Source organism: Streptomyces sp. NPDC102360, from assembly GCF_044766085.1.
In the GTDB taxonomy this organism is placed as follows: domain Bacteria; phylum Actinomycetota; class Actinomycetes; order Streptomycetales; family Streptomycetaceae; genus Streptomyces.
The window spans coordinates 70,392-92,128 of record NZ_JBIWLG010000016.1 but is presented as its reverse complement, the minus strand read 5'-3'; the positions used below and the strand labels follow the sequence as shown (position 1 = coordinate 92,128).

19 protein-coding genes and 2 pseudogenes are annotated in these 21,737 nt (G+C 68.5%); 7 read left to right on the top strand and 14 right to left on the bottom strand.

Annotation, left to right across the window (positions count from 1 at the left end; translation table 11 throughout):
* Positions 1–176: 176 nt before the first annotated feature.
* The 7 genes and pseudogenes from ACIRHA_RS38885 to ACIRHA_RS38855 all read right to left on the bottom strand — a co-directional run.
* A pseudogene (locus ACIRHA_RS38885) lies at positions 177–779 on the bottom strand (AraC family transcriptional regulator); the annotation flags it as partial.
* Positions 780–891: 112 nt separating this feature from the next.
* Positions 892–1,659 (bottom strand): SDR family NAD(P)-dependent oxidoreductase, encoded by a 768-nt coding sequence (locus ACIRHA_RS38880; protein ID WP_403855814.1) that lies wholly within the window; start codon positions 1,657–1,659, stop codon positions 892–894.
* Positions 1,635–2,615 carry a Gfo/Idh/MocA family protein gene (locus ACIRHA_RS38875; RefSeq protein ID WP_403855812.1) on the bottom strand — a complete coding sequence of 327 codons (981 nt, stop codon included), beginning with the start codon at positions 2,613–2,615 and terminating at the stop codon, positions 1,635–1,637. Before ACIRHA_RS38875 ends, ACIRHA_RS38880 begins: the two co-directional genes overlap by 25 nt.
* Positions 2,612–3,532 carry a sugar phosphate isomerase/epimerase family protein gene (locus ACIRHA_RS38870; RefSeq protein WP_403855810.1) on the bottom strand — a complete coding sequence of 307 codons (921 nt, stop codon included), beginning with the start codon at positions 3,530–3,532 and terminating at the stop codon, positions 2,612–2,614. The genes ACIRHA_RS38875 and ACIRHA_RS38870 overlap by 4 nt, the downstream gene beginning before the upstream one ends.
* Positions 3,529–4,110: a VOC family protein gene (locus tag ACIRHA_RS38865; protein ID WP_403855808.1), complete on the bottom strand. Its 582-nt coding sequence runs from the start codon at positions 4,108–4,110 to the stop codon at positions 3,529–3,531. Before ACIRHA_RS38865 ends, ACIRHA_RS38870 begins: the two co-directional genes overlap by 4 nt.
* Positions 4,107–5,102 carry a LacI family DNA-binding transcriptional regulator gene (locus tag ACIRHA_RS38860; protein ID WP_403855806.1) on the bottom strand — a complete coding sequence of 332 codons (996 nt, stop codon included), beginning with the start codon at positions 5,100–5,102 and terminating at the stop codon, positions 4,107–4,109. Before ACIRHA_RS38860 ends, ACIRHA_RS38865 begins: the two co-directional genes overlap by 4 nt.
* Complete coding sequence (locus ACIRHA_RS38855) at positions 5,095–6,135, bottom strand: Gfo/Idh/MocA family protein (protein ID WP_403855804.1); 1,041 nt, start codon at positions 6,133–6,135, stop codon at positions 5,095–5,097. The genes ACIRHA_RS38860 and ACIRHA_RS38855 overlap by 8 nt, the downstream gene beginning before the upstream one ends.
* A 118-nt stretch (positions 6,136–6,253) precedes the next feature.
* On the opposite strand from ACIRHA_RS38855, the gene ACIRHA_RS38850 reads away from it, so the two are divergent.
* The 7 genes and pseudogenes from ACIRHA_RS38850 (at position 6,254) to ACIRHA_RS38820 (ending at position 12,754) form a co-directional block, all read left to right on the top strand.
* Complete coding sequence (locus ACIRHA_RS38850) at positions 6,254–6,901, top strand: bifunctional 4-hydroxy-2-oxoglutarate aldolase/2-dehydro-3-deoxy-phosphogluconate aldolase (RefSeq protein ID WP_403855802.1); 648 nt, start codon at positions 6,254–6,256, stop codon at positions 6,899–6,901.
* Complete coding sequence (locus ACIRHA_RS38845; RefSeq protein WP_403855800.1) at positions 6,898–7,485, top strand: AAA family ATPase; 588 nt, start codon at positions 6,898–6,900, stop codon at positions 7,483–7,485. The genes ACIRHA_RS38850 and ACIRHA_RS38845 overlap by 4 nt, the downstream gene beginning before the upstream one ends.
* 143 nt (positions 7,486–7,628) lie before the next feature.
* Positions 7,629–8,426, top strand: a complete 798-nt coding sequence (locus ACIRHA_RS38840; protein WP_403855798.1) for an IclR family transcriptional regulator — start codon at positions 7,629–7,631, stop codon at positions 8,424–8,426.
* 97 nt (positions 8,427–8,523) lie between these two features.
* On the top strand, positions 8,524–9,945 hold the full coding sequence (locus ACIRHA_RS38835) for an MFS transporter (protein WP_403855796.1): 1,422 nt from the start codon (positions 8,524–8,526) through the stop codon (positions 9,943–9,945).
* 56 nt (positions 9,946–10,001) lie between these two features.
* Positions 10,002–10,811, top strand: a complete 810-nt coding sequence (locus tag ACIRHA_RS38830; RefSeq protein ID WP_403855794.1) for a sugar phosphate isomerase/epimerase family protein — start codon at positions 10,002–10,004, stop codon at positions 10,809–10,811.
* A 70-nt stretch (positions 10,812–10,881) separates the two neighbouring features.
* On the top strand, positions 10,882–11,673 hold the full coding sequence (locus ACIRHA_RS38825) for an SDR family NAD(P)-dependent oxidoreductase (RefSeq protein ID WP_403855792.1): 792 nt from the start codon (positions 10,882–10,884) through the stop codon (positions 11,671–11,673).
* Between the two features lie 302 nt (positions 11,674–11,975).
* A pseudogene (locus ACIRHA_RS38820) lies at positions 11,976–12,754 on the top strand (alcohol dehydrogenase catalytic domain-containing protein).
* A 348-nt stretch (positions 12,755–13,102) separates the two neighbouring features.
* On the opposite strand, the gene ACIRHA_RS38815 reads toward ACIRHA_RS38820, so the two are convergent.
* The 7 genes from ACIRHA_RS38815 to ACIRHA_RS38785 form a co-directional block, all read right to left on the bottom strand.
* Complete coding sequence (locus ACIRHA_RS38815; RefSeq protein WP_403855790.1) at positions 13,103–13,741, bottom strand: TetR/AcrR family transcriptional regulator; 639 nt, start codon at positions 13,739–13,741, stop codon at positions 13,103–13,105.
* A gap of 220 nt (positions 13,742–13,961) precedes the next feature.
* Entirely contained in the window at positions 13,962–14,930 is a 969-nt protein-coding gene (locus ACIRHA_RS38810; RefSeq protein ID WP_403855789.1) for an NADPH:quinone oxidoreductase family protein, read from the bottom strand.
* Positions 14,931–15,057: 127 nt separating this feature from the next.
* Positions 15,058–15,816 carry an SDR family oxidoreductase gene (locus ACIRHA_RS38805; RefSeq protein ID WP_403855787.1) on the bottom strand — a complete coding sequence of 253 codons (759 nt, stop codon included), beginning with the start codon at positions 15,814–15,816 and terminating at the stop codon, positions 15,058–15,060.
* On the bottom strand, positions 15,813–16,601 hold the full coding sequence (locus ACIRHA_RS38800) for an enoyl-CoA hydratase/isomerase family protein (protein WP_403855785.1): 789 nt from the start codon (positions 16,599–16,601) through the stop codon (positions 15,813–15,815). The genes ACIRHA_RS38805 and ACIRHA_RS38800 overlap by 4 nt, the downstream gene beginning before the upstream one ends.
* On the bottom strand, positions 16,598–18,241 hold the full coding sequence (locus ACIRHA_RS38795) for an AMP-binding protein (protein WP_403855783.1): 1,644 nt from the start codon (positions 18,239–18,241) through the stop codon (positions 16,598–16,600). Before ACIRHA_RS38795 ends, ACIRHA_RS38800 begins: the two co-directional genes overlap by 4 nt.
* Complete coding sequence (locus tag ACIRHA_RS38790) at positions 18,238–19,983, bottom strand: CocE/NonD family hydrolase (protein ID WP_403855781.1); 1,746 nt, start codon at positions 19,981–19,983, stop codon at positions 18,238–18,240. Before ACIRHA_RS38790 ends, ACIRHA_RS38795 begins: the two co-directional genes overlap by 4 nt.
* A gap of 665 nt (positions 19,984–20,648) precedes the next feature.
* A complete protein-coding gene (locus ACIRHA_RS38785; RefSeq protein WP_403855779.1) occupies positions 20,649–21,665 on the bottom strand; it encodes a LacI family DNA-binding transcriptional regulator in 1,017 nt (338 codons plus the stop codon).
* Positions 21,666–21,737 lie beyond the last annotated feature (72 nt).

Here is a 21,737-nt window from a genome sequence, read left to right as displayed (position 1 = left end):
GGGGGGGCCCCCCCCCCCCCCCCCCCCCGCCCCCCCCCCCCCCCGCCGGGGGGGGGGGGGCCCCCCCCCCCCCGGGGGCCCGGGGGGGGGGGGGGGGGGGGGCCGGGCAACCTCAACCAGCGGGAGGCGGGGGGAGCGTCGTGGTGTCGTCGGCCGCGAAGGCGGCCGGGGTGAGGCCGGTGCAGTTCGCGGAAGTGCAGCTCCAGGGCGTCCGTGAACCGTCCGTAGGTGTCACTGCGGCTTCTGCTGGCGCTCGTGTCGGCGGGGTTGATACCAGGGGCGTTGGCCAGGCGTAGCAGCAGCGATTCGAGCAGGCTGCGCCGCAGGGCGTGGTGGATGTCGAGGGGGCGGCGCCCGAGTGCGCGGTGTTCGTCCAGAAGCTGGAGCGCCGTCTGCCGGAGCCAGGCGGCGTCGTCGGGGTGCGGGTTCAGTACGGCAGGAGCCGTGTGTGCGGTGAGCGGGGCCAGCAGGCGGGCGATGTCGGGCCGCAGCACGTCGGGTTCGAACAGGATGAGCGGGCCGCGGGCGGCGCCGGGCGGGTGCCAGCACTGCGCGTGCCCCGGGCGCACCCACAGCCACTGGCCGGGGGCGACGGTCCGTGTGAGGTGGTCGACGTCGTGCCGCAGCTCGCCCTCGGTGACGGCGATGAGGTAGTGGAAGGTGGCGCGGCCCGGACGGGGCGGGTTCCACGGCCAGTCGTCGTGCTGGGCGAAGAAGTCCTCGACGGTGCTCACCTCGAGGCCGTACGGGGTGCCGACCGGGGGCTGGAAACCGTACAGCGGGACCGCGGCCGGTCCGGCCTGTAATGCTCTCGCCGTCTGGACCTGGCACCGAACACCGTCAAGCGCTACACCCGGCACACCGATCCCGATCATCTGCGCGAGGACGCGCTCAGGACCCCATACCGAGATGCGCTCCACCGGCGACGTCCAGAGAGACGCCGGTGATGTACCGGTTGGCCCGGTCCGTGAGGAAGCCGATCGCGTTGGCGACCTCGGTCGGTTCGGCGAAGCGGCGCATGGGGAGCTGCGCGGCGCGGGCGTCGCGTGCTGCCTGCGCGGAGCCGGACTGGTCGGCGAGCTGTGTCCACATCGGTGTGTTCACCGGTCCGGGGTTGACGGCGTTGACCGAGATCCCGTCCGGTCCGAGGACCTTCGCCATCGACCACATGATGTGCAGCACGGCGATCTTGCTGGCGTTGTACGGCAGGTAGTCGATCCGCGCTTCCTTGGCCGCGACCGACGACAGCAGCAGAATGGTGCCCTTCGTGCCGCTGCCCCGCATGAGGTTCGCGACCTCGCGCGTGATGGTGAACGTGCCCGTGGCGTTGATGCGCATGGTGCGCTCGAACTCCTCGGTCGTGGTCGCCAGCGGATCGGGGGTGCCGCCGAGCACTCCCGCGGCGTGGACGAGGACGTCGATGCGGCCGTGCTCGGCGACGGTCCGGCGCAGCACTTCGGCGGTCTGCTGCTCGTCGGTGACGTCCAACTCGGAGAAGCCGGCGAGGTCCTGACCTTCGAGCGGTGCGAGGTCCGCCCCGACGACGATGTCCCCGCGCGCCCGCAGTGAGTCGACGGCGGCCGCGCCGATGCCGCCGCTGGAGCCGGTGACCAGGGCGACCTGGGGCTGCGGGGCTACTGCACTGCTTTGCTGGACCATGTGCGTCCTTCCTGCTCCTCGGTGGGCAGGCCTGCCGCCGCGAGGATCTTGTCGAGTAGCTGCTGGGTCTTGGCCGCTTCCCATCCGGAGGTCAGCGGCTGCTGCCGGTCCTGGACGCGGTCGAGGAAGTGGCGAACCGCGTCGGCGAAGCCGAAGGTCTCGGTCGCGGTCGCCCAGCCGAATGCCTCCGGGCTCATCGACCGGACGGTGCGGGCGCCGTCCGCCGTCACCGCGACGGTGTCGGGGGCGATCACCTCCGCCGAGCGCATCTGCCCGTACGCGTCGAGCTTCTCGCCCCACGCGCCGGCGGCTCGGGCCGCGACCAGCACCCCCGTGTTCCCGGTCGAGAACCGGATGAGGGCGGCGGTGCCGTCCTCCTCCCAGGGGTCGGTTCCGGCGGCCGCGCTGCTGACCTCGACGACGTCTCCGCCGCAGAACCAGCGCAGGAGGTCCACCATGTGGATCGCGTTTTCGAACGTGGCCCGGTACTCGGAGCCGGCGCGGTTCTTCTGCGCGACACAGAACGACGCTCCGGCCGCACCGAACGCTTCCCGCGCGGCGACGTACACGGGCGCGAACCGCCGGTTCAGGCCGACCATCAGGATGCGGCCGTGCTCATCGGCGAGTTCCGCGAGGCGGACCGCGTCGGAGGTCGAGGTGGCGAGGGGCTTCTCGCAGAACACGTCGATGCCTGCGCGCAGAGCGCTCTCGACGGCCGCGACATGCTCGGAGCGGGGAGTCAGCACGAAGACGGCGTCGAGCTCTTCGGCGTCGAGCATCGCGTCGACCGTGCGGTACACGTTCGCGAACCCCCACCGACGCTGCAGCGGGCTCGGGTCCTCGCGCCGCGACACCAGGGCGCGCAGCTCGACGTCGTCACGCTGAACAAGGGTGGGCAGCTGCGCGATGCTGGCGATGTTGCCGGCGCCCACCACACCGACGCGGAGCGCGGTCACGAACGGACCTCCGCCTTCTGGCCGGTCGCATCGACATCGAGCTCCCGCAGCAGCGCCCGGAGGTGCTCGGCGCCGCGCCGGAATCCGGTCTCGGGGGCTTCGAGATCCTGCGGATGCCACCGGTACTCGTATTCGAGCGAGAGCACGTCGTCGTAGCCGACTTCGCGCAGGCGTCGGAGGATGGACGACCAGTCAAGGGTGCCGTCGCCGACGACGCGCGACATGACGGCGCGCTCCTCGGCGTGCACGCGCGCCGTCTCGGACGCGACGAACGGGGCGTTCGGGTCCTTGAAGACAAGGTCCTTGACGTGTACGTGGCCGATGAGATCGCCCTGGACGGCGAAGGCGTCCTCGAAGCCCTCGTCGTGGGTGAAGGTGAGGTTCGCCTGGTCATAGAGGACGCGGACGGCGGGCGAGTCGACCTCGCGGATGAGCTTGGCCGTGTCGCGTGCGGTCTGCGTCATGGTGCCGAAGTGGTTCTCGGCGCAGAGCACGACGCCCGCGTCCGCCGCCGGGCCGGACAGCTCCTGGAACGAGCGGACGAGCTGCGCCCAGTGCGTGGCGTGGTCCTGCCGGTCCGGCTGCCACGCGCCGGAATAGACGCGGATGCGGTTCGCGCCGATCGCGTGGGCGGTGTCGATGGCCGATCGCAGTTCGTCGACGGCTGCCGCGCGTATGCGCTCGTCGGTCGCGTTGATGGCGGTCGTGTACGGAGTGAGCCCGATGACGGGGATGCCTTCGCCGTCGGCGACGCGTGCCACTTCCGCCGCTGCCGCGGTATCGCCGACGGGCAGGCCGCTCTTGTAGTCGTCCTGGTAGATCACCTCGGCGGCGTCCAGGCCGGCACGGGCGAAGAGTTGGAGCGCTTCGGGAACGGTGTGGTCGGGGGTGCCGAGGGTGTGTCCGGCGATCTTCACGAGAGTGTCTCCGAAGTCTTCGAGGTGATCGAGGTCATCGAGGTCGAGTGGGCGTGCCAGTCGTGGGGGCCGACGAGACGCGGAGGGTCGGCGACCCGCGAGCGGTCGACGAACTCGAGAATGAGCCCCCAAGAGCTGCGGGCGTACACCCACCGGTTCCCGGCGACGGCGGGGCTGTCGCCTGCGACCTCCTTGCGCGCACCGAGGATCTCGACGCCCCGGAGGTCCGCGATCGCGTTGACGACGTCGTCCACGTCGTCGACGACGAAGCAGAGGTGGTGCCCGCCGGCATCGCTGGCGCGCGGGAACACGGGGGAGCGGTCCTCGCTCCACCACTGGAACAGCTCCACGTTCAGATTCGGCGGCAGCCGGAGCATGCGCAGCTCAAGGTGTGCGTCCGCGGGCACGCCGAAGTGCTCCGGCATGACCGCTGCATCGGGTCCGCGGGTGGAGCGATAGAGCTCCTCGGCGCCGAGGAGGACGGTGAACAGGCGGGTGGCGTCGTCGAGGTCGGGCACGGTGAAGGCCACGTGGTCCACGTATTGCAGACCGGGAAGGCGGCCGGGGTTCGGATTCATGAGCGGTGTTCCTGGGTGGAGGAGCGGATGAGAAGCGACGGCTCGAGCACGACGTGTTCGGGCGAGCTGCCGGCGATGAGGCCCTCGCCGAGTTCGATGGCGATCCGTCCGAGGTCGGTGATGGGTTGGCGGACGCTGGTCAACCGGGGGTTGAACTGGGCGCCGAGGTCGAGGCCGTCGAAGCCGATCACCGACAGGTCGGCGGGCACGGACAGTCCGCGCGAGCCGAGCTCGGAGATCACGGCGAAGGCGATGAGGTCGTTGGAGGCGATCACCGCTGTCGGGCGGTTCGGTTCCCGCATCCAGTGGTCCACGATCCCCGGCCCCGGTTCGGTGCCGGGCGCCGCCTCCAGGACGACGGGCTTGATGGCGTGACGCTCGGCGGCGTGGTGGTACGCGTCCCAGCGGTCCTGGGCGGTGTACGTGCCGACGATCCCCGGGGCGTAGGCGATGTTCGAGTGGCCGAGACCCAGGAGGTGGTCGAAGGCGAGGTCGATGCCCCGGGCGCTGTCGACGGTGACGGTGGGTACGGCCGGGTCGTCCTCGACGCGGTCGATGACGACGACCCGGTTCTGGAACGCGTACCGGCGCAGCGCCTCGAGGTTGACCCGGGTCGAGGGGGCGACGATGCCGAAGGGCGAGTACATGGAGTGCATCGCGCTCACGTAGCCGGCGGTCTGCCCGGCGTCGCCGTTGGTGATGCAGAGCATCAGCTGGTAGCCGCGTGCTTCGGCGGCGGCGGCGGTCGTGCGCGCCAGCTCGGCGAAGAACGGGTTGGTCAGGTCCGGAACGATCAGCGGGACGAGGTTGCTCGAACCGCGGCGCAGAGCCTGCGCGAGGGGGTTCATCGAGTACCCCAACTCGGCTGCGACGCGCAGCACATGTTCCCGGGTCGCCGCGCGCACGGCATCCGGCTTCGAGAACGCGCGCGACACGGTCGAGCGGTGCACACCGGCCGCTTCGGCGACGTCGTCGATACTCACCTCAGCCACGACGCACCGTCCCTTCCGGGTCCGGCGACCAGATGAGTTCCATCGTGGTCAGAAGGTCGGCGAGCGTCGACATGCCCACGAACCCGGTCGTCAGCGTGTCGGCGACGCCGGTGACGAAGACGTCGTACAGCGGGTCGCTGTCGACTTCGAGCACGGCGCTCTTGGTGACGCCGGACTGGTCGGTGAACGTCGCGTCGCCGTTGGTGTCTACGGTGGCGAACCCGTTGGCTCCAGCCGCGGTGAAGCTGCAGTACCGCTTCAGCGGTGAGTCGGGGAACGCGTAGCCGACCTCGACGATCGCCTCGCGGCCCGTGCCGGTGGTCAGGATCATCGTGGAGTGGTCGTCGACCGCCCCGCCGTGCAGCGTGGTGGAGAGCTTCCGGACGACGTCGACGGGGTGTCCGAGGTGACGGATCGCCATGTCGACGAAGTGCGGGCCGAGGTTCATCAGGCTGCCGCCGCCCGAGAGTTCGGGTTCGAGCATCCACGGGTTGCCGTTGTGCCGGTACCGCGAGGGTGGACCGGCGACGAACGCCATCCGTTCGTAGACGATGTCGCCGGCCTGCCGCAGCCACGTGTCGATCGGGGCGCCGCGCTGGACGAGCGCAACGGTCGCCGGCACGGTGGCCGAGCGCGCCTCCTCCTCGATCGTCCGAAGGTCGTCGAGGTTGGCTCCGGCGGGCTTCTCGATCACGAACGGGATGCCGCGGTCGATGAGCTTCCGGCCGACCGTGAGCATCTCGTGGTGCGGGCAGAACACGAACGCCACCTCGATGCCGTCCTGGTCCAGAGCCTCGTCGACGCTCGCCGCGACAGGTGCGCCCAACGGCTCGGCGAATGCCCGGGAGACCGCGGGGTCGTGGTCCTGCACCGCCGTCACGCGGAAGTGCCGGGCGAGCCCGGCACGGTAGAGCGGCGCGTGCCAGTGGGAGGCACCCAGCACCACGGCCGAGGGCCGGGGGGCCGAAGAGGAATGATCCACCGCCGCGGACTCCTTCGTCTCGATGAGGATCCCGGCGCGTCTCGCCCTCACGAATGAGAACGATTGCTGAGATCGATTGCAGACCAGATTGCAACAGGTCACCGCGATTCGTCAACGTCTCCTGGACGCGGCTCGCGAAGCGCGAAAAAGTGGTGTACCCATCGGGGTCATGTTCCAGAAACTCGACGTCATAGAGACCATCCGCGATTCCGGCAACGTCCTCATCGTCCGCCTCGACACCGCCGAGGAGGCGTTCGAAGTCGCCTCGGCAGCCGTCGCCGGCGGCATCCGCGCCCTCGAGATCACCCTGTCGATACCCGGCGCCCTCAGCGTGATCGAGCGCCTGACCGAGCGCTTCGCCGGGGAAGACGTGGTCTTCGGCGCGGGCACCGTTCTCGACGGGCACGCCGCCTGGTCGAGCATTCAGGCCGGCGCGCAGTTCCTCGTCAGCCCGAACCTCAACCCCGAGATGATCCGGGTCGCCAACCGCTACCAAATTGCCACCATCAGTGGTGCCTACACGCCGACCGAGATCCTCGATACGGCCGAGGCCGGCTCGGACATCGTCAAGCTCTTCCCCACCGAAGCCGGCGGCATCCCGTACGCCAAGGCGGTCCTGGCGCCGCTCGCGCACATCCCGATCCTTCCGGCGGGCGGCGTCACCACCGCCAACGTCGGCGACTGGTTCGCCGCAGGCGTCGCCGCGGTCGGAGTGGGCAGCGCCATCACCAAGGCCGGCCGCCCCGACGGCGACATGGACAAGGTCACCGCAGCGGCGAAGGAGTTCGTGGCCGCAATCGCGCAGGTGAAGCGGTGACATCCGACGTCCAAGCCCTGCCCGTCGCCTACATCACGCTCGGCGGGGCGGGGTCGGGCAAGTCGACCCTGTCGAGACACCTCAGCTCCCTCACGGGTGCGGCCTATCTCGACAAGGACACGCTCGCCGGGCCCCTCGTGCGCGTGGCTCTCGAGGCGTTCGGCCAGGATCCCTCCGACCGGGAATCGAACGAGCTGTACCTGCGGACGGTCATGCCGGCCGAGTACGAGACGCTCTTCGCGACCGCCGGCCGGAATCTGGAACTCGGCCACTCCATCGTCCTCGACGCGCCGTTCGTGGCGTACCTCAAAGACCCCGACTTCCTGCGTCGCTCGACCGAGAGCGCGGGCTGGCCCGCCGCTCGAATCCGGGTGATCCACGTGCGCACCTCGCCCGAGGTCGTGCGGCAACGGTTGATCGAGCGCGGCAGCGAGCGGGACCGGGTCAAGCTCGCCGGATGGGACGTCTACTGGGAGCGCTTCGGCGCACTTGAGTGCCGCTGGAACACCGGCGAGCACGACGTCGTCGTGAACGACGACGAGTCGGCGTTCACGCGTCTGCGTGAGCTGGTCCAGCAGACCTGACCGCCGAGTTCCCGCGGTCTGACGACCAGGGTGACCGATCACTCTTGACAGCGAGGGCGGACGCGTGTGACGTTTCGTAACAGCGTTCGTAACGGCGTTACAACCACGCGGACGTGAATCCACGATGGCGAGGAGACGAGAACATGGCACTGGCCGATGGCGTCGTGAATGCGATGCGTGTGCTCGAACTGCTGGCGCCGCACCCGGAAGGCCGCCGCGTCACGGACATCGCCGAGGGCCTGGGCATCAACAAGGCCATCGTTCATCGCCTCCTCGCCGCCCTGGTCGATGCGGGCTATGTGAATCAGGATCCCCGCACCTCCAGCTACTTCGCCACTCACAGCCTCGGCGCCCTGGGACTCCGCCAGCTGTCCTCGTCAGGAGTGGGAACGTGGGCTCAGCGAAGCCTGGACTCGCTCGCGGCGGAGTGTGAAGAGCTCGTTCGCCTGGCGGTAGCCACCAACGACTCCTTGAAGTGGATCGCCAAAGCCCAGGGGGCGAACTCGTCCCTCCGTATCGACCCCGTCATGGGCCAGGACGCGGTGCCCCACGCCACTGCATCCGGGAAGGCGTGGCTTGCCACTCTTTCTCCGGACCGGGTCGCGACCGTGCTGGCGCACGAGAGTCATCTCGACGTCACCGCCAGGTCCGCCCTCGACCGGTCCGCTCTCCAGGTCGAGCTCGAAGAGGTTCGGCACCGCGGGTACGCCACGACGATTGAGGAGATGGACCTCGGTATCAGTGCCGTGGCGGCCCCCATCCACGGAGCCGGACCGGGCCGGGAGGCCACCGGGACGATCAGCATCGCGGGCCCCTCCGTGCGGATGACCCGAGCGCGGATGGCCGGGCTGTCGCCGCGCCTGATCGCGGTCGCGGCCGACATCTCCCGGAGCTGGCCGAGCTACACCTACCTCGTCGCGGACGCGGAACTCTCCGCCTAGACAGGCAGACACCCCTCAACACCTCTTCAACAGGTTCAGCGACCCTCGGCCCGGGCGTTGGGATGCTCACTCGCGCTCAAATTCAAAGGAGAATTCGATGACGGCCTCACGTCGCGCGCCCAGTACATCCACCCTCGACAGCGCAGCTCCTGTCCCGCGTAGGAGACGCTTCCGTAACCTGCTCGCCGGGACCGTCGGGCACTTTGTCGAGTGGTACGACTGGTATGTATACGGTCTTCTCGCCTCTGTCTTCTCCGCGCAGATCTTCCCCTCGGGCTCCCAGTTCGCGTCCCTCATCGCCGCGTTCCTCACGTACGCCATCGGGTTCGTCGTGCGGCCTCTGAGCGGCATCATGATCTCCCCGCTTGCCGACCGGTACGGGCGCCGACGCGTCCTGTCCCTCGCGGTCTCGGGGATGACTCTCGGCGCGCTGATCATCGCGTTTACACCTTCGTACGCGACCATCGGCTACTTCGCGCCGGCGCTGTTCGTCGTCGCCCGCATCCTCCAGGGCATCTCCGCCGGCGCCGAGGGGCAGAGCGCCATCGCGTTCATGGTGGAACACTCCCCGGCCAACCGGCGCGGGTTCTACGGCTCCTTCACCAACATGGCCAGCGGGCTGGCAACCCTCGCCGCAACGGGAGCCGCAGCCGCCGTCACCTCCATTTTCGCCGCCGACGCCCTGGCGTCTTACGGATGGAGGATCCCATTCCTCATCGGTGGTGTGATCGGGATCGCTGGACTCATCCTTCGCACCCACTCGGATGAGTCTCCGGAGTTCGAAGCCAGCACGCTCGTCGAGCAGAAGTCCGCACCCGCGAAGCTCCGACAGCTGCTTCGCGAGCATCCCAAGGCGATCCTGCAGACCGCTGCCCTGTCCGCTCCCGCCGTGGCCTACTACACCTGGGCGACGTTCCTGCCCACCTACGCCAACCTCACCTCGGGCCGCGACCTGTCCTCCACCCTCGCCGGCAGCGTGATCGGCCTGGTCCTGCTGGTTGTCGTCGTCCCCACCAGCGGCTACCTCTCCGACCGTCTCGGCCGCCGGAAGATCTTCCCCATCGTCGGTGCCATCGGGATGATCGTCCTGTTCTATCCGCTTCTTCTCCTCCTGCAGGCGCCCGGCTTCGGTGTCTACGTCATCGTCGCCGCCTCCGGATGGGTCGTCCTCGGAATCTGGCAGGGCGTCTACCCCACCATCCAGGCCGAGCTGTTCCCCGCCTCGGTCCGCGTCTCCGGAATCGGATTCGCCCATCAGATCGTCATCGCCCTCTTCGGCGGCACCGCACCCCTCATCGCGTCCGCGTTCGTCGGCGCCGGACGGCCCATGTACGTGGCGATCTACATGATCGTCGTCGTCGCCCTGTGCCTCATCGTCTACTTCACGCTCCCGGAGACCGGCAGCCGTGCCCCGCGGAAGATCGTTTCCGAGACCGACACCATCGCGGCCGTCATGAGCGAGGACTCGTCCGCTGCTGCTGGTTCAGCCCCTGAACAGTGCAAGGAGCTCCGGTCGTAGCCGCCCCTGCTCCCGGGCGCGCGATGGGGACACCTCAAAGATCGAACGGAAATTCAATGATCATCAACACTTTTTCGTACCTCTGGTCGACAACGGCGATCGATGCGATATCCGAGCTGGCCCAGAATGGGTACAACACCTTCGAGGTGCCCATCAGCTCTCCACATTGCTGGCCGGAAGAGATCCCCAGCGCCGAGCGTTCGGCAATCCTGGCGACGCTCAACGAGAACGACGCCAAGATCCGATCCCTGAATGCCGGCGGATACGACATCAATCTGGCCAGCCCTGCTGCCAGCATGCGCCGGAAGAGCATCGAGCACATTACGTCGGTGATCGATCTTGCGGTGGCCTGGGATGTCCCGGAAGTCGTCATCTCACCGGGAACGCGGCGCCCCATGATCTCCCCCTCGCTCGAGAGCGTCTACGGGTGGATGTACGAAAGCCTGGAAGAGCTGATCCCGCTGGCCAAGCGGGCGGGAAAGCGACTCCTCTTCGAGAACACCCCCTACTGCTTTGCTCCCACGATTGCGGAGCTGGCGGATATCGTCGGCACGGTCAACGATGATGCACTCAAAATCGTGCACGATGTCGCGAACGCTGCTTACATCGGGGACGATCCTGTGTCGAGTCTGCGCTCACACCACGAATCGGTTGCGCTTATGCATATCTCCGACACGGGTACGGAAACGTGGGGGCACGACCCCATCGGCACTGGGGTGATCGATTGGAACGGCCTGGGTAAGGCAGTCCACGAAACAATCGGTGTGGACAACGTCGTGCTCGAAGTCATTCGCGAAGAGAACACGCTTGAAGTGTTCGCGAAGTCGATGCATGACCTCAGTGAAGCGGGCTGGAAACTCGAATAGCGATTCAGGCCGACACGAAATGTGTGGCCTGTTGAGTATGCCAGCTGGAAATATGTGAGGAGAGTGTGCAATGAGGGTTCTGGTCAGTGGTGGAAGCAGTGGCATCGGCGCGGCTGCAAGCCTGAGGCTCGCAGAGGCAGCGCTTGCCCGTGGTGAGAAGCCGATGATCGCGGTATCCGGCCTTACCGCGAACGCGCGGCAGGACGAGGTCGTCCGGTCCATCGAGTCGATGGGCGGCAAGGCCATTGCGTTGACAGGCGACCTGGGTGACCCCGAGGTGCCCGGTCGGATGGTGACCGCTGTGGTCGAAGAATTCGGCGGCTTGGATGCGCTGGTGGCGAATGCCGGGATCGCCAGCCCTGGCGCACTCAAGGATGTCTCCCTCGAGGACTGGGACGGCATGTTCTCCGTCAACCTCCGCGGGGCGTGGCTCCTTGCCAAAGCGAGTTACTCGCACCTGAAGGACAGCCGCGGGTCCGCCTGCTTCACCTCGTCAATGTCCGGCCAGCTCCCGCATGCCGGGTCGGGCGCCTACAGCCCGGCCAAGGCCGCACTGACGATGTTGGCTCAGACACTCGCATTGGAATGGGCGCCTGACGGAATCCGTGTGAACGTGGTATCCCCGGGCATGACTCGCACGCAGATGACCGAAAAGATGTACCTCGACCCCGAGGTCAAGAAGGCAAGGGAAGAAATCATCCCGTTGGCGAAAATTGGCGACCCGATGGATATCGCGAACGTGATCGAGTTCCTTGTCAGCCCGCTGGCAGGATATGTCACCGGCCAAGATGTCTGCGTCGATGGGGGTTTCTCCAAGTCCATTCTCAGCCACATTCCCGGTCGGCCCAGCTCCAAGTCCTGACGGGAACTGTTCGACCGGATTGGCGCTGAGCTTTTTCAGCGTTGCCTCTCCAGGGTGAGGACGGCCTTGGCTTGGATGGCCGGGCGGCGTGCGTATCTGGCGGATTTGTCCGATGCCGAGTGGGCGGTCCTCGCGCCGCTGGTGCCGCCACCGCAGCTGGGTGGCCGTCCGCCCCGCGTCCGCGCCGTGAGCTCATCGACGCCCTCGCGTACTGGCTGCGCCTGGCGGTCGCTCCTCACGACTTTGTGCCTGCCGAAAACCCCATCCGTGCAGCTCAGGCTACGTGTCGGTATGCGTGCAGGATTCCGCCGGGGTGGTCTCTCCGGCGTACGTCGAGGTGTGAGATCTGTGCGCGGGGGAGCCAGGAGGCGATCGTCGCGCCGGTGGCAGCCACCTCCTGCGACGTCGACTCCGCGATCCTGGCAGGGCACGCTTTCATCGACCCGCTCTTCGCCCTCGGGCACGAGTGTGTGGCGAAGGTCGTCGAGATCGGCGACACCGTGACCACGGTCGCACCCGGCGACCTGGTCGTCGTCCCGTGGTCGATCAATTGCGGCAGCTGCGACAACTGCCGCACGGGACTCACCGCGCACTGTGCCGCGGTACCGCACATGGCGATGTACGGCCCCCGATCGGCGGGAGTTGGGGCGGTCTCTTCTCCGACTTGGCCCGTGTCCCGTACGCGGATGCCATGTTCGTCCCGCTGTCCACCGGCCTCGACCCCGTCGCCATGGCCTCGGCGAGCGACAACTGGCCCCTGTCCGGGCGCCTCGTCGCCCCGCGCGTGAAGAGTCGGTCGGAAGCTCGCGTTCTGGTCGTCGCCCGCTGCAGTATCGGCCTGTACGTGTGCGACATCGCCCGCGCCCTCGGTGCCTCCGACGTCCTTTACGTCGACCCGGCCCCCGAACACCGCAAGCTCGCGGAGAGTTTCAGCGCCCACATCCCCGTCGCCCTTGCTCTCGTCGCCTCCGGCAGCGTCGACCCGGCTCGGGTCGTCTTCCGTGTCCTGGACTGGGAACAACTTCCCGAAGCGCTGTCCGAGAAGCACCTCAAGCCCGTCTTCGTCCGCACCGGCACCTGAAGATCGGGCGGCACGGAGCAGGAACGCGTGGGGATCGCGTTGGGTGTAGCTCGTGGCTGCACCCCTTCGCGTACATCACCACCGCCCTGTGCGTCGGCGCGGCTTCGTCCCACGACATGAAGGCCCTGCGCACACGGCCCGCCCGCTACATGGTCTTCCACGTGCCGAAGTTGTCCGGGGTGAGCAGCTTGAACGGGTTGACCAGCGGCCACCGCGCCTGCCGGCGCCAAACGCATGACTCGCTGTCCGACTATGAGCCCGCGCTCTCGCCCCGCTTATCGACTCCGTTCAACCAGGATGCCCGCCGAAATGCGAACGGCTGCCTACCGGTCCAAGGGAGACGACGTCCTATTCGGATGCGCTCTGCCCTGAGCTGAGCCCGTCCAGCAGGAGATCGCCGAGCTCGGAGAAGGCGTCGCCGGCGGTCAGGCCGGTCCTCTCCAGGAGGACCCCCGACTGGACCGCGTCGATGGTGACCGCTACGACGTGTGCGGCGAAGTGGCCGTTGAGGGCACGGAAGACGCCGGTCTGCACGCCCTCTTCGATCAGTTCGTGGACCCGGTGTGCCGCGGCGGCAGAGTTCTTGCGGTAGATCTGCGCTGTCGGCTCGTAGCCGACCATGTCGTCGTAGAAGGCGTGGGAGTGCCGGTGCATGGCTGTGCCGACGCCGTTGAGGTAGACACGGATGCGCTGCCGGGGGTCGGGCTCGGCCTGGACGGCCTGTTCGATCTCGACGGTCGCCTCCCGGAAGAAGGCGCGGGTGACCGCCAATACCAGCTGCTCCTTCGTGGAGGCCAGGCTGTACAGCGTCGCCTTGGAGCACTCCAGCCGCTGGGCGAGCTCGTCCATGGTCACTGCGGTGAAGCCTTCTGCCAGGATGATCGTCTCGGCCTGGCGCAGCAGTTCCTCCCGCCGACGTGTGTCGACGACTCGCCTGCGTGCCGTTCGGCGCGGGCGTCGGTCACGCGAGTCAGTTTGGGCCGTCACCGCAGCAGTCTCCCATGAGGATCTCCGTCTGAAGCGGCGAGTGGCCGTCCGGGCCGGAGGTCGCCTCTTGCGGAATGGGTACCAGCGTCCCTCCTAACGTACCCACAGCGAGTGCCACTCGTGTGGGATGTTCAGGCGAGAGTGTCCGAACTCGAAGACGTCCGTAGCAGCATCGGGACACCCTCATTGAGAGGCGGCCGCGTTTCTTTGCTCGTCGTCGTCAGGCACCGATCTGCAGCAGTGTGCGGCCGAGGGTCCTTCGCTGGTCCAGGTGCTTCAGCGCGGCCGATGCCTGTTCCAGGGGAAAGACGGACGAGAGGGGCGGGTTCAGCCGGCCGGACTTCAGCAAGGGCCAGAGTTCGCGCCAAGAGGCGCGGGCGGCGTCCGGATCCTGTCGCCAGTACTCGTCCATACCCACTCCGAGCACGGAGGTGTTGGTCAGCAGCAGACGATTCACTTTGATCGTGGGGATGCCCCGGCCCGCGAACCCCAGGACGAGGAGGCGCCCCCCACCGTGCCGCAGCGCGCGAAGCGAGTCCGGGAAGCGATCCCCGCCGACCGGGTCGACCACGAGGTCGACGCCCTGGCCGTCGCTGAGGGACCTGACCTCGTCGAGAAATCCGTCGACACGTACGACCTCATGTGCTCCTACCGACCTGGCCAGTTCGGCCTTCTCCTCAGTGGATACGACCGCGATGACGCGCGCGCCGTGTGCTGCGGCCAGTTGGCAGGCCGCGCTCCCCACTCCGCCCGCGGCTCCGTGGACGAGGACGACCTCACCGGGGCGCAGAGCACCCCGGTGAACAAGCGCGAAATGCGCGGTCAGGTAGTTCAGGGGCAGGGCCGCCCCATGGCGGGTGTCGACGTTGTCCGGGAGAGGAAAGACCATCGTTGCGTCGACAGCGACGGTCTGGGCGAAGCCGCCGGTGACCGGCAGGGCTGCCACGCGGTCGCCGGCACGGAATCCGGCACCGTCCGTGCGGACCGTTCCGGACACCTCCCAGCCGGGGACGAACGGCAGCTCGGGACGTGTCTGGTACTCCCCGCGAGTCTGCAGGATGTCCGGGAAGACCACGCCCGCCCATTCGACGTCGATGAGGACCTGGCCCTCTTGGGTCTCCGGCTCCGGAAGCTGTTGTACAACCAGGGCGTCAGGACCCTCGAATGCGGTGACGAGTGCTCCTTGCATCAGTACCTCCCGGTCCCAAGGACCGTTTCTTTACCACTGTGTGCTTGCGCATCTGCGAACCGGGTCAGCTGGGTGACTGTCCTCGACGATCTCCTCGTACGGGGCCACTCGCTCGCGGGGCTCGCTGTTACCGGATCGAGGATCCGATGGAGATGCCACCATCGACGTCGAGGACGATGCCGGTGATGTAGCCGGCGGCTTCGCTGGCGAGGAAGGACGCGGCTTCGGCGATGTCCTCGGGCCGTCCGGTGTGACGCATGGGGACCTTGTGGGTGAGTTTGTCGCGTGCGGGGCCGTTCATGGAGGCGAGCATGGGGGTTTCGATGAGTCCGGGGGCGATGGCGTTGGCGGTGATGCCGTGGCGGGCACCTTCGAGGGCGAGGGTGCGGGTCATGCCGACGATGCCGGCCTTGGCGGCCACGTAGTTGGTCTGGCCGAAGTTCCCGCGCCAGGACATGGAGGAGAAGCTGACGATGCGTCCGTAGCCCTGGCGTTTCATGGGGCCGAACGCTGCGCGGGCGCAGTGGAAGCCGCCGGTGAGGCTGACGTCGATGACCGCGTGCCAGTCGTCGTCGGTGATGTCCTCGACGCGGTTGTCGCGGATGATGCCGGCGTTGTTGATCAGCACGTCGAGGTGGCCGAGGTCGGCGGTGACGCCGTCGATCCAGGCATTGACCTGGGCGGAGTCGGTCACGTCCACCACGTCGGTGCGGAGTTTCGCGTCGTGGGCGTCGGAGATCGTCAAGGAGGCTTCGGCGAGGGCCTGTTCGTTGACGTCGGCCAGTGTGACGGTGGCGCCCTCGGCGGCGAACCGGGTTGCCATGGCGAGGCCGAGACCTTGTGCGGCCCCGGTGATGGCGACGACGCGTCCCTGGTAGCGATTCATTTGCTGTCCGCTTTCGTGGTGGGGGGAGTGAGGAAGGCCCGCAGGGCGTCGGGCACCGAACTCGCCGACCAGTTGTCGGCGAAGGTGGCCAGTTCCTCGCGCAGGGCCTGCTCGGGGGCCATGCCGTCGATCCGGTGCAGCAGCGTTTTGAGGTGTCGCTGGGCGGGGCTGTCGCGGTCGGCCAGTTGCCGGCAGACGCGGGTCGCGGTGGCGTCGAGGTCGGCCTCGGGCACGATCGCCTGGATCCAGCCGGTGTTCGCGAACTCGGTGGCGGGCAGCAGTTCGCCGGTGAGCAGGAGCCAGCGGGACAGGCCGCGTCCGACCGCGCCGGGCAGTCGGACGCTGGACCCGCCTGCCGGTACCAGCCGCCGCTGTAGGTGGCCGTCGCCGATGAGCGTGGTGTCGGCGGCGACGACGACATCGCAGGCCAGCGCCAGTTCGAGGCCGCCGGCGACGGCGTGACCGTGCAGGACGGCGACCCACGGCTTGGGACTGGCCGCGATGCGGGTGAAGCAGGCGGACACGTCGGTCAGGAAGTCGACCGGGTTGTCGCCCTGGTCGTGCAGCTGAAGGAACTGGTGGAAGTCACCGCCGGCACAGAAGCTCGGCCCCTTGCCCGCCACGGCGACGACCGCCGTCCCGGGGTCGGCCTCGGCGCTGGTGATCTGCTTGTCCAAGGCCTCGATGAGGGTGACATCAAGGGCGTTGCGCCGCTCGGGGCGGTTGAGCAGCAGCCACCTGACGGGGCCGCGTTGCTCGACGAGCAGAGGTTCGGTGTCGGTCAACGTGGCTCCGGGGTGGTGAGTTCGGTGCGGCGGCGTTTGCGCAGCAGGTAGCGCTGGGTCTTGCCGCTGGGCGTCTTGGGCAGGGCGTCGATGAAGTGGATCGTGCGCGGGTAGGCGTGGGCGGCGTAGCGGGTCTTGACCAACTGCTGGATTTCGGTGGCCAGTTGCGGGGAGGCGTCGGTGCCGTCGCGCAGGACGACGTACGCCTCGATGACCTCGCCGCGGACGTCGTCGGGGGCGCCGATGACACTGCACTCGGCGACGGCGGGGTGCTGGGCGAGGACGCTCTCGATTTCGAACGGCCCGATCCGGTAGCCGGCCATGATGATGACGTCGTCGTCGCGGGAGGAGAAGAAGAAGTCGCCGTCGGTGTCGATGCGTCCGGCGTCGCCGGTCAGGTACCAGCGGCCGTCTGCGGTGAACTTGGAAGCGCTTTGCCCGGGGATCTGGTAGTCGCGGAACGTCATGAGCGGGCTCGCCGCGACGTCGATCGCGACCCGGCCGAGCACGCCCGGCCCGGCGGGTTCGTCCTGCTCGTCGGCCAGGACGGTGAGGCTCCAGCCGGGCACCGGCCGGCCCATCGATCCGGTCTTGAGCGGGCGGGCGAGTTCGCTGTGGTGCTGGTTGGCCAGGGGCATGCCGACCTCGGTCTGGCCGAAGTGGTCGTGCACGGCCAGGCCGAGCGTGCTGCCGGTCCACTCGTTGACCTCGGGGGTCAGGGGTTCGCCCGCGCTGGACGCCCGCTCCAGGCACAGGCCCTGCGGCACCGGCACCAACGCGGAGCGCAGGCCCCGGTAGACGGTGGGGGCGGCGGTGAAGTCGGTGACCTGGTGGTCGACGAGGGTGCGCCAGGTCGTCTCGGCGGAGAACCCGCCGGACAGCAGCAGGCTGGGGACGCCAGCGGCCATCGGAGCGACGATGGCCGAGTACAGCCCGTACGCCCAGCCGGGATCGGCGGCACACCAGTAACTGCCGCCCGGAGTGACACCGAGGGCGTACTCCAGATAGGTCTGCCAACCCGCGACGTAGGAGACGGGGTGGATGACGCCCTTGGGCTTGCCGGTGGTGCCGGAGGTGAACATGTGCACCAGGGGGCCGTCCCCGCTTGTGGTGACAGCGGGCACCGGCTCCGATGACGCGGCGGCGACGAATTCGGACAGCGACGCCTCCCCGCTGGACGCAGCGGTTCCGGTGACGACGACACGGCGCTGGGGATCGTCGGGCATGTCGGGGCCCGGGTCGAGTTTGTGGCGCTGGTCCGGGTCGACGATCACCACGTGCGCACCCGCGCCCTGAAGGCGCAAGGCGATGGCCTGAGGCGCGAAGGCGGTGAACATCGGAACGTAGACCGCGCCGAGCCGCCAGATCGCCAGGATGACGGTGACCAGGTCGGCGCTCTTGCCCATCAGGGTCGCCACCCTGTCACCCGGACCGACGCCGAGCCCCCCAAGTGCCCGCGCATACCGGTGCGAATTCGCGCCGAGCTCGCCGAAGGTCAGCGTCGAAGCCTTCCCGTCGCTGTCGACCACGGTGAACGCGGTGCGGTCGGCGGGGTGCCGGTCACACAGCAGGTGGGCCACGTCGAGGGAGGGCGCTGCGAAGGTCGCGGTGAGTTCGGCGACCCGGTCGGCGGCACTCACGACTGGTCCTTGCGGTCGATGACCGGCAGCACCAGACGGCTGGGGTGCTCCGGCCCATGGTGGATGTGGTTGATCGCGGGCACCATCTGCTCCTCGCTCTCGTGAGCGATGACGCCGCCGGTGTTGGTGTTGCGGTCGTAGCGCGGGAAGTTGCTGCTGGAGACATCCAGGCGGATGCGGTGACCGGGCAGGAACACATTCGACGTGCCCGTCATGTCGACGGTGATCTCGTAGACCGCGCCGGGAGCCATCAGCTCCTCCGTGGCGAGGCCGCCCCGGTAGCGGGCGCGCAGGATCCCGTCACACAGGTTGATCGCCTTGCCGTCGGGGAAGACGTCGACGAGCTTGGCGGTGAAGTCGGTGTCCACCGCGGACGAGGAGACGTACAGGGTCAGGCTGACCGGGCCGGTGACCTCGACCGGCTCCTCGAGCACCGGGCCGGCGAAGGACAGGACGTCCTCGCGGGCGGCGACGGTCCGCTGATCGACCGGACCACCGAACCCCGGCGTCATCGGCAGGCACGCCCCACCGGCCGTGGGCACAGGGCGGCGCGGGTCGTACAGGTAGGTATCGCGCCCGGCGTCTGTCGGCGCCTCGGTGGTCAACACACCGTCGCCGTCCATGGTGTTGGCGTGGCCGGCGCTGGTGAGGTGGAAGTCGGTCCACCTCGTGTCGGGCAGTGGCCACTCCTGCTCGTCGCGCCACTGGTCGATGCCCATCACGAAAATCTTCACCGGGGCCACGCCGTCCAGAGCGGTGGTGTCACCGCGCAGCCAGCGGTCGAAGAACTTCACATGCAGGTCCGTCAGGCCCATCACCTGGGCGGCGGCCAGCGGGCCGAAAGAACGGTCGGCATAGACGCCATCCACGGAGATGTGATCCCACGGACCGACGATCAGGCGCTGCCCGTCGCGCGCCTCCGCGCTGCCTGCCTTCTGGCGGGCGGTGGTGTAGGTGCGCAGGGTCTGCCCGATGTACAGGTCGTACCAGCCGCCGATGTTCAGCGCCGGAGCGGTAACGTTCTTGAGCTCAGGCGTGAGCTCCATGGCATCCCAGTACCCGTCGTGGGACGGGTGCGCCATCCAGTCGTCCCACCACTTCCCGTATCCCGTCAGGACCGGGACCTCCGCCGTCGGAAGCACATCGTTGAGACGCTCCGGGAACAGGGCCGCCTGGCCGAGCTCCTCCAGCTGGGACAAGGTGTCCTGGCCCAGGGCCAGGGACCGCTGCGCGTCGGCCGCGTACATCATGGCGTTCCACCACGTGACCACGCTCAGCGAGAGCGCACCGCCCGCGGAGAACCAGGGCGCCTCGTAGTTGTCGATCGAGGTGAAGGTCGGCGCGATCGCCTTGAGGCCCCGGGCGCCGGTCGCGGCGGTCTCCCACTGGACCATCCCGAGGTAGGACGCCCCGAACATGCCCACCGTGCCGTCCGACCACGGCTGGTCGGCGATCCAGGCGACGGTGTCCTCGCCGTCCGCCCGGTCGGCCATGTGCGGAACGAACTCGCCTTCAGAGCGGTACGTACCCCGGCAGTCCTGCACCACCAGCGCGTAACCGGCCTCCAGCAACGTCAGCAAGTTGGGCATCATGTCGTGGCCCAGACCCATCGCGTCCTTGCCGTACGGCAGGCGCACGAGCAGCGTCGGAGCCCTTCCCTCGGCCGGACGCCACACGTTGGCGGCGAGGGCCACGCCGTCACGCATCGGAACCCGGACGTCTATGTCGTACAGGTGCTGCATCGACGCTCCTCATTGAGTCAACGGTGGTGCTCCCGGATGTGGGTACGTTAAGAGGAACGTTCGTACCCTGTCAATTACCGCGCGGAGGGGCTTCCGCTTGTTTCCCCTGCACGGGTTCGGTGGCGTGGGGTCGGCGGGCAGAGCGCCCGGCGATGGCATCACCCGAAGGGCCCCCGAGGCCTATTGGTTGTTGTTCTGTGGGCTTTCGCCGGGTCTCAGTCCGGGGGCGGGGTTGGTTGCGGTAGCCGGAAGAGGCCGGGTGACCGCGGAGAGCTCGGCGCCGGGGTCGGGATACGGCGGATGACGCCCTGCCGAGTCGGCGGGGCGTCATCCGCAAATGGCTGCACGGCGAGGAGTTTCGACAACGCGGTGGCTAGCCATCCGGGCCGCCGCGTTCGCAACGTGCGTCCGGCTTGGCAGCGGGCCGTCGCAGGGACGCATCGCTACGCGCGCTGTCGCCGACGACGTGCACGGTGCCGTCGGCGTACGAGGTTCTCAGCCGCGTGAGGCACGGCCGTGTGAGTCGGCGCCGGCTGCAGACGCCGAGAGCGCCATGGGTTCGTGGCCGTTGCAGTCGAGGACGGCCGCCGGGAACGTCTCTACGGATGGCACTTCGATCGGCGGGCTCGTGATGTTGACCGCTTGGACGCTGCGCCAGTCTCTGCCTATTGCGTGAGGTTCCCGCCAGAGCTCCGCACGATCAGTCGCGTCGGGACCGTGATCGTGCCGGCGCGTGAGCGGTCGCCGTCGAGGCGGGCCAGGGCCCTGGTGGCGGCCGCCGCGCCGATCGCGTCGGCGTCCTGGGCGACGACGGTCAGGGCCGGCTCCAGGGCCTCGGCGAGCGGCACGTCGTCGAAGGACACGACGGCGATGTCTTTCCGTTTGTTGCGGGCGAGTTCGGCGACGATCCCGACGGCGATGATGTTGTTGCCGGCGAACAGGGCGGTGGGGGGATCGGCCAGGTCGAGGAGTTGTGCGGTCGCGGCCGCGGCTCCCTGCTGGTCGTGCGCGTTGGCAACCAGGGCGCGGTCGTGCGGAAGTCCGGCTTCCTGGAGGGCTTCGCGGTATCCGGCGAGACGTTCCCGGCGCGTGTAGAGCTTGGTCGGCAGGTCGCCGATGAAGCTGATGCGCCGGTGGCCGTGGGCGATCAGGTGGGCGACGCCTTCGTGGGTGCCGGCACGGTTGGAGCTGACGACGCTGTCCGCGGACAGGCCCGCCCCGGGGCGGTCGATGAAGACGATGGGCAGGCCCGCGGAGCGGTGTGTCTTGAGAGGGGAGTGGTCGGCGCCGACGGACGGTACGACCATCAAGATGCTGACCCGGCGGGCGAGGAACTTGTCCGTCAGCGCGCGTTCGCGGTCGGGGTCGTCCGCGGACGACCCCATGAGGAGGGTCAGTCCGCGGTCGTGGACGGTTTCCTCGATGCTGCGGGCCACGGCGCCGAAGAAGGGGTTGCTGAGGTCGGGGACGATCAGTCCGATGGTGGTGTCGGGGCCGCCGACGCGGATGTTGCGTGCCATGAGGTTCGGTTGGAAGCCGAGTTTCGCGACGGCGGCGAGCACCTGTTCCCGGGTCTGGGCGGATGCGGGTCCGTCCTCGTTGAGGACGCGGGAGACGGTCTTGGCGCTGACCCCTACTTCGCGGGCGACGTCGGCCAGCGTGGGGCGGCGGTTCGCTGCCATGAAGGAAACCGTCTCCTGTGCTCTTACGGTTCCGGCCTCGGCCCCGGCCGGAACCCGTGAGCGGTGTGTGCG